This is a genomic window from Dietzia sp. SLG310A2-38A2, assembly GCF_014145095.1.
Taxonomy (GTDB): Bacteria; Actinomycetota; Actinomycetes; order Mycobacteriales; family Mycobacteriaceae; genus Dietzia.
Genome location: NZ_JAALDX010000075.1, coordinates 1 through 5,888 on the forward strand (window position 1 = coordinate 1; position 5,888 = coordinate 5,888).

The following is a 5,888-nucleotide window of genomic DNA, read 5'->3' on the forward strand; positions in this document are numbered from 1 at the left end:
CTCACCCACACTCAGATGCGAAGAGCCAGATAAGGCTTGGCGACCTAAAGGAGCTGACGGAACCGAATTGCTTGTGAACCCCCCGTCCCAGTAATTCGGTGCGTATGCCGTTGTGCCGGGCGTGTAAGCGGAGCGGGCATTGGTTCCTGGCATCCCATTGAGGGGAAAGACGCTACTCTTCTGAGGTAATTCGGTGTCCGATATGCGTTTAACGCCGCATTCTGATCGCGAAAGGACGATGTACATCTTCGCGGCGAGAGTGTCAGGTACGTAGGATCCCAGAAAAGGCAATCTGGCCGTCCAGCTCTCCACGTAAAGCGCAACTTCGGAAAAGGCGTGCGGGGGATCCTGGCTCTCTCGCATTGTAATAATCGGCAAGTACCGTACAAATGTTGGCTCGTTGAGAAGCCACTGGACCCTTTGGAAGCTTGAGAAGGAGTGTGGTCCGGGGCCGCCTTGCCAGGGAGTATGAAAGGTCTCCGAGTAAGCAAGCCGGTCGGTTAACGATAGACTCTCAACCCCGATGTCGATACGGCCCGTGGGGGTACCCGCCTCTGCGAGTTTGCCGTTTGTCTGGGTCGTAAGGCTGCATCGAGCAGAGGTCTTGATGTCGGCGGAGTTGATCATCTGAGGGGAGCCGACGTTGATTCGTACTCCGAAACCGTAGGCTCTCGTGTCGAGACTGGCCGCCGCGAAGGTGTTCGCTGTTGTTCCGCATTGGTTAGGGGGGGGTTCGGTGTCGGCAAAGGACGAATTAATGAACTGACATCTAAAGCCACCAGGCCTTACAAGGTCTACCGGATGAGGCCATTGCCACCTGTTGTTCGCAACGTTCGCGCGTTGATTGTTGAGGGCTCTGTCGTCGTCTAAGGGCCCGTAGTTGTTCATCGTGGCGCCATCGTTTAGCGAAACAGGTCCTCTCCAGTGAGACTTCCATTGAGGATCGCCCGGAGATCCGATCGCGGTTTGCCCTGTGAGGCTTTGTTCGTATTCAAATGACTTCGAATACGTATTATTGTCAGGATATCCGGCGATTGTGGTCGAGGAGTATGCGCTACCGCCGACCAGCCGTGTGAAGGCAAGCGGCCACTGCGCGGCAACGCCCGCCTTGGCGAATTCACTGTCTGTGTAGGCGGCTTCAGTCTGCGCGACGAGGCCGTCACCGGTGCTTGCCGACACCACGGACAGGGCGGTGACGGCAGCCAGGGTTGCGAGGCCGACGGCGCGGAAACGGGTGTGGACGGACATCAGGTCTTCCTCTTCCGTGGCCAGAATGACCAGGTGACGAGCAGTGTCATGGCGATGGTCATGCCCGCCATGACGCGGGGATCAGACACCTTGGAGACGAGGTATCCGAGCTCGGGGACCGAATAGATCACCACTCGTGCCTGAGTGACCTGATAAGGGGCGGGGTCCTTGTTGTCATTGGCATCGCCCTTCATCTCGATGGAATACTCACCGCCACCGACATGGGCAGTCGACACGACGCGGTGTGTGACGGGTAGCTGCCCCGGGCGGTCGATGGTGAGGACGTCCCCGACCTCCGCCTGCGAGGCCTGGATCTCGCGGACGAGTGCCAGGGAACCCGTCGGGATGGTCGGGCTCATCGAGCCGGTTTTGAACATGATGAGCGAGATGTTGAACGCGAACGCGGCGACCACAGCGATGATGCAGATGACCCCGCCGAGCGCGAGCAGGTCGAGAACTCGCTCGCCTATCCACTTCCCGATGCGGGGGCTGCGTGGGGTCGTCGGAGCCGCGTGTCGAGGGCCGAGTGTGGTATGGGTCATCGTCGTCACGTTCCGATGATCGTGGTGAAGGGCCACGTGACCGAGAAGTCGGCGCCGTTCGCCGCGTCGGCGGTCGCGTTGTTGGCGAGGCTGTATTCAAAGCAGACGGTGCGGCCCGGGCCGGCGGTGGTGTCCGTCCCTGCCAGGAGAGTGATCGTGGGCCCGGTGATCACCGCTCCTGCGGTGGTGTAGGTCGTGGCGGTGCCCCGCAGATAGGAGACTCCCCCGGTTTGGGTCACTGTGGTGGAGTCGCAGGTGTGGTTGGGCGACATGTACGCACGGACTCGAACCGCGTCGACCATTGTCGGGGTCGAACTGCCGTTCAGAGTCACAACGCCGGTCCCCATGGTGACCGTGGCCGGGTTCGTCACGCCAGAACTCGTCCGCAGGGCGAACTTGGAGTACACCGTCGCGCCGGGAACCAGGCCGGTGGAGGGGTTCATCTCCATCACCGCGGCACTGCCGGAGGTGAAATGGTTGCTCCACGTCCCGTTAACCCCGTTAGTCGAGGTCGTCGATCCTTCGATCCCGCCGCGAATCGAGGCGAACTGGCCGTTCGCCCATGTGCCGTCCTGGAAGGAGGCGACGGTAGCCAGCGAGCCCAGGCCCAGAACGAGGCCCGCTGCGGCGAGAACACGGGTCTGGCGCCACCAACGATCATGTGTGCTCATCCCGCTCCTCCCTCCGAACTGCGAATTAGCGACAGGTACTTACACAGAAGTCGCTGTGAAGTGCCAGACGAGCCCCGCGGACCCGGTGCCATACGGGTTGGTCGACGGATCGACGCCCGAGCCCTGGGACGCCACTGTGACCTTGAAGCACACCGTCTTGGGGGTGGTGGCCGTAGTGTTCAGCGTCTTGTCCAGAGTCACCGTGCCGGAAGCAGAGGAGACCGGCTGAAGCGTGTCCGTGGCCGGGCCCTGAGCACTGGGCACGAGCGCGGTGCCGGCAAGGTACCCGGCCTCAGTGCAGTTGCCGGGACCGGGGACGACAGTGGCGCTCCACGTGAGCTTGGAGCGAAGCGCCGGATCGCCCGTACCGAGGTACTCAGAGACTCGGACCTGTCCGTTGAAGTCGGCCTTGGTCGAGTCTATTGCCAGGCTGAACGGTGCGTAGTAGCTGGCCCCCGGCACCACGATGGTAGGTACCACTGACGAGAAAGCGAGGGGCGCACTATCCCCCTGCGTCGAATACTCACCCCACGTGTGACTGGAGGTGGTACTCGGGCTTCCCTGGACGTTGAACTGACCGGCCCGGAACTGACCATTGACCCAGATGTCGTCCGACCAAGCAGCGAGCGTCATGGCGGCGCCGAGTCCCAACACGAGACCGCCAGCCAGAAGCGCACGGACGCGACGACGGTGGTCAGTCGAGCGCGAATTGGTAGTGGGCTCGGTCACAGAGGGGCCTTCCAGCGTTTGAAACGAAATGAGCGGGGCGGCAGCAGCCGCCCCGCTCAGTGTCGAGTTGACGAGGTGCAGCTGAACTGAGTCGAGGACGCGTTGGTGGCTCCTCGAAGTTCTTTGGCCAGGTCAGAGAATGGACCTCGGGATCCGCGAGGAACTACGCGTCGGTAGACAGGCCGTTGAACACCCAGGTGACCGTGGTTGCATCGTCTGGGCCTACGGTCGCGGCCTCGACCGCAGTCTGGTTGGCCGCGCGAGTGGCGTCACCAGCTGGGCCCTCTGCAGGAACGTTGCCCATAGTCACTGCAATGCACAGGTGCTGTCGGCCCGCCGGAATTTGGCCCGCCTCAACTTCGAGCGGGGTGTTAAGTCCGACGACTGCATTCACCTCGGCGGTATCGCCACCGGTCCACGGGGTCAGTCCCACTGCGGCTTCGGTCGGGTTGCAGGACTCACCGTGGGTCTCGCCGCCTGAGTAGATGTGGTAGGTAAGGACTTCGTCGTAGCTGCCGGCCGCCGAGACCGAGTCCAGAGTGAATGTGCCGTCGAGAGACGTGGGGACGCTAGTGGCTATGGTGAGCGGGGCATAAACCGTCTGGCTTGGCGCCATCTGGAGCGCGTCGAGCTGGAACGCCAGCGTCGCGGTCTCGGCGGGGGGAGGGCCGTCGGGACCGTCGTAGTCGGCAAAGGCGGTCCCGTTGGTCGAGCCCTGAAGCTCGAATGAGCCGGTATTGAATGTGCCGCCGGCGAACACATCATCGGACCACGCGGCCAGGGTCACGGCGGCACCGAGGCCGAGGACCACGCCGCCGGCGAGGATGGCCTTGCGCTTGCGGCTGCGCTCCTGCTGCTTGAGCTGGGCGTCGGGGGTGAGGGGTTCGTTGGCGTTCAAGAGACGCGCCTTTCCATGGGGGCCACCGGATGGGCCCAGAGGTGGTGTGAAGTGTCGGCCCCGTACGGATTCGGACGCTGATCGACATTGGGCCTCGGCGGGCCCCGGATAAGGATTGCACAGATTTCTTAACAATGACATATGGTTGACATACATTCATTAAGCCAGCGTGGCAGGCCGATCGGTGCATCGGAGCGCTCAGATTGGGCCAACAAGTTTGTGCACTCCTCAACGGTCTCAGTATCCTGTCAGCATAATGCGAGGTCACTAGGACGAGACCCCACGGCTGTCAAGTCTGGAACTCCCGCGCGGCGGCGCTGGCATACTCGGCTGCAGTGCCCCGACCACCGCGTCGGTGAAGTCACTCACACAACCCACGAGGAGTCGTCGATGCCCCCCACCTCCGCCCTGAAGCTCGGTTACAAGGCCTCGGCCGAGCAGTTCGGCCCGCGCGACCTGGTCGAGTACGCGGTCCTGGCGGAGCAGGCGGGCATGGACTCGGCCACGGTCTCGGACCACTTCCAGCCGTGGCGTCACGACGGCGGCCACGCCCCGTTCTCCCTGGCGTGGATGACGGCGGTCGGGGAGCGCACCGAGCGCCTGCAGCTGGGCACCTCCGTGCTCACCCCGACGTTCCGCTACAACCCGGCGGTGCTCGCGCAGGCCTTCGCCACCATGGCGTGCCTCTACCCGGGTCGCATTTTCCTCGGTGTGGGCACCGGTGAGGCGCTCAACGAGATCGCCACGGGCCACCAGGGCCAGTGGCCCGAGTTCAAGGAGCGGTTCGCCCGCCTGCGCGAATCGGTCCGCCTGATGCGTGAGCTGTGGACCGGCGAGACCACCAATTTCGACGGCGATTTCTACACCACCAAGGACGCCTTCCTCTACGACGTGCCCGAGGGTGGGGTGCCGGTCTACATCGCCGCCGGCGGTCCCGTGGTGGCCAAGTACGCCGGCCGGGTGGGTGACGGCTTCATCTGCACCTCGGGCAAGGGAATGGAGCTCTACACCGACAAGCTCCTGCCGGCGGTGGAGGAGGGCGCCGGGATCAACGACCGCGACTCCTCGCAGATCGACCGGATGATCGAGATCAAGATTAGCTACGACCCCGACCCGGCCGCGGCGCTGGAGAACTGCCGCTTCTGGGCGCCGCTGTCGCTGACCCCCGAGCAGAAGCACTCGGTGGACTCGCCGCGCGAGATGGAGCGCCTGGCCGACGAGCTGCCCATCGAGCAGGTCGCCAAGCGTTGGATCGTCGCCTCCGATCCCGAGGACGCCGTGGCGCAGGTCAAGCAGTACGTCGACGCGGGCCTGAACCACCTGGTGTTCCACGCGCCGGGCCACGACCAGAAGCGGTTCCTGGACCTGTTCAAGACCGACCTCGAGCCGCGGTTGCGTGACCTGGCGTGAGCGGCGCGAGCACCGTCCCAGGGCCGGACAAGGCTGACCTCTCCGGCCTCGAGGGCCTCCTCGACGTGGCCGAATCGGTTCGCGTCCTGCGCTACCCGCACGAGACGGAAGCCGACGAGGAGGGCCAGACCACTGAGTGGCACTGCGACATCGTCGTCGTCGACAACGTCCCCGCGCCCGGGTTCACCACCTACGCCACCGTCGGCGCCCGGGAGCTCCCCACCAACGTCACCACTCCCGAGGGCCGGCAGATCCGCAGTGAGTTCGTCACCGTGGGCCGCACCGGGCACCGCGCCATGGCCGACGTCCTGGACGCGTGCGCGCTGGCCGTCGCCACCGGGTCCATCCACGTGGCGCCGGGCGCGGTGATCCCGGGCGCGGTGGGGCTCG

At 64.3% G+C, this 5,888-nt stretch carries 7 protein-coding genes and 1 pseudogene; 2 read left to right on the plus strand and 6 right to left on the minus strand.

All coding sequences use genetic code 11. The annotated features are described in order from the left end of the window. The 6 genes and pseudogenes from G6027_RS03155 to G6027_RS03175 form a co-directional block, all read right to left on the minus strand. Nucleotides 1–1,248, minus strand: a 1,248-nt coding sequence (locus G6027_RS03155) for a hypothetical protein (RefSeq protein WP_182635332.1), incomplete at its 3' end; no start/stop codon positions are given. Then, nucleotides 1,248–1,790 carry a signal peptidase I gene (locus G6027_RS03160; protein ID WP_182635334.1) on the minus strand — a complete coding sequence of 181 codons (543 nt, stop codon included), beginning with the start codon at nucleotides 1,788–1,790 and terminating at the stop codon, nucleotides 1,248–1,250. The genes G6027_RS03155 and G6027_RS03160, both read right to left, overlap by 1 nt. 5 nt (nucleotides 1,791–1,795) lie before the next feature. Further along, nucleotides 1,796–2,461, minus strand: a complete 666-nt coding sequence (locus tag G6027_RS03165) for a SipW-dependent-type signal peptide-containing protein (RefSeq protein ID WP_182635336.1) — start codon at nucleotides 2,459–2,461, stop codon at nucleotides 1,796–1,798. A 39-nt stretch (nucleotides 2,462–2,500) separates the two neighbouring features. Further along, complete coding sequence (locus tag G6027_RS03170; RefSeq protein ID WP_346995612.1) at nucleotides 2,501–2,923, minus strand: hypothetical protein; 423 nt, start codon at nucleotides 2,921–2,923, stop codon at nucleotides 2,501–2,503. A gap of 126 nt (nucleotides 2,924–3,049) precedes the next feature. Beyond that, a pseudogene (locus tag G6027_RS19430) lies at nucleotides 3,050–3,190 on the minus strand (SipW-dependent-type signal peptide-containing protein); the annotation flags it as partial. 163 nt (nucleotides 3,191–3,353) lie between these two features. Then, complete coding sequence (locus G6027_RS03175; RefSeq protein ID WP_241726765.1) at nucleotides 3,354–4,088, minus strand: SipW-dependent-type signal peptide-containing protein; 735 nt, start codon at nucleotides 4,086–4,088, stop codon at nucleotides 3,354–3,356. Nucleotides 4,089–4,478: 390 nt separating this feature from the next. Between G6027_RS03175 and fgd the strand changes: the two genes are divergently transcribed. Beyond that, the gene (gene fgd / locus G6027_RS03180; protein WP_182635340.1) at nucleotides 4,479–5,498 is read left to right on the plus strand and encodes a glucose-6-phosphate dehydrogenase (coenzyme-F420); all 1,020 of its coding nucleotides are present in this window, start codon (nucleotides 4,479–4,481) and stop codon (nucleotides 5,496–5,498) included. Further along, nucleotides 5,495–5,888, plus strand: a 394-nt coding sequence (locus tag G6027_RS03185; protein WP_182635342.1) for a suppressor of fused domain protein, incomplete at its 3' end; no start/stop codon positions are given. The genes fgd and G6027_RS03185, both read left to right, overlap by 4 nt.

Coding starts and splice junctions, on each gene's coding strand:
- fgd (WP_182635340.1), top strand. CDS start 4,479: ATGCCCCCCACCTCCGCCCTGAAGCTCGGTTACAAGGCCTCGGCCGAG.
- G6027_RS03160 (WP_182635334.1), bottom strand. CDS start 1,790: ATGACCCATACCACACTCGGCCCTCGACACGCGGCTCCGACGACCCCA.
- G6027_RS03165 (WP_182635336.1), bottom strand. CDS start 2,461: ATGAGCACACATGATCGTTGGTGGCGCCAGACCCGTGTTCTCGCCGCA.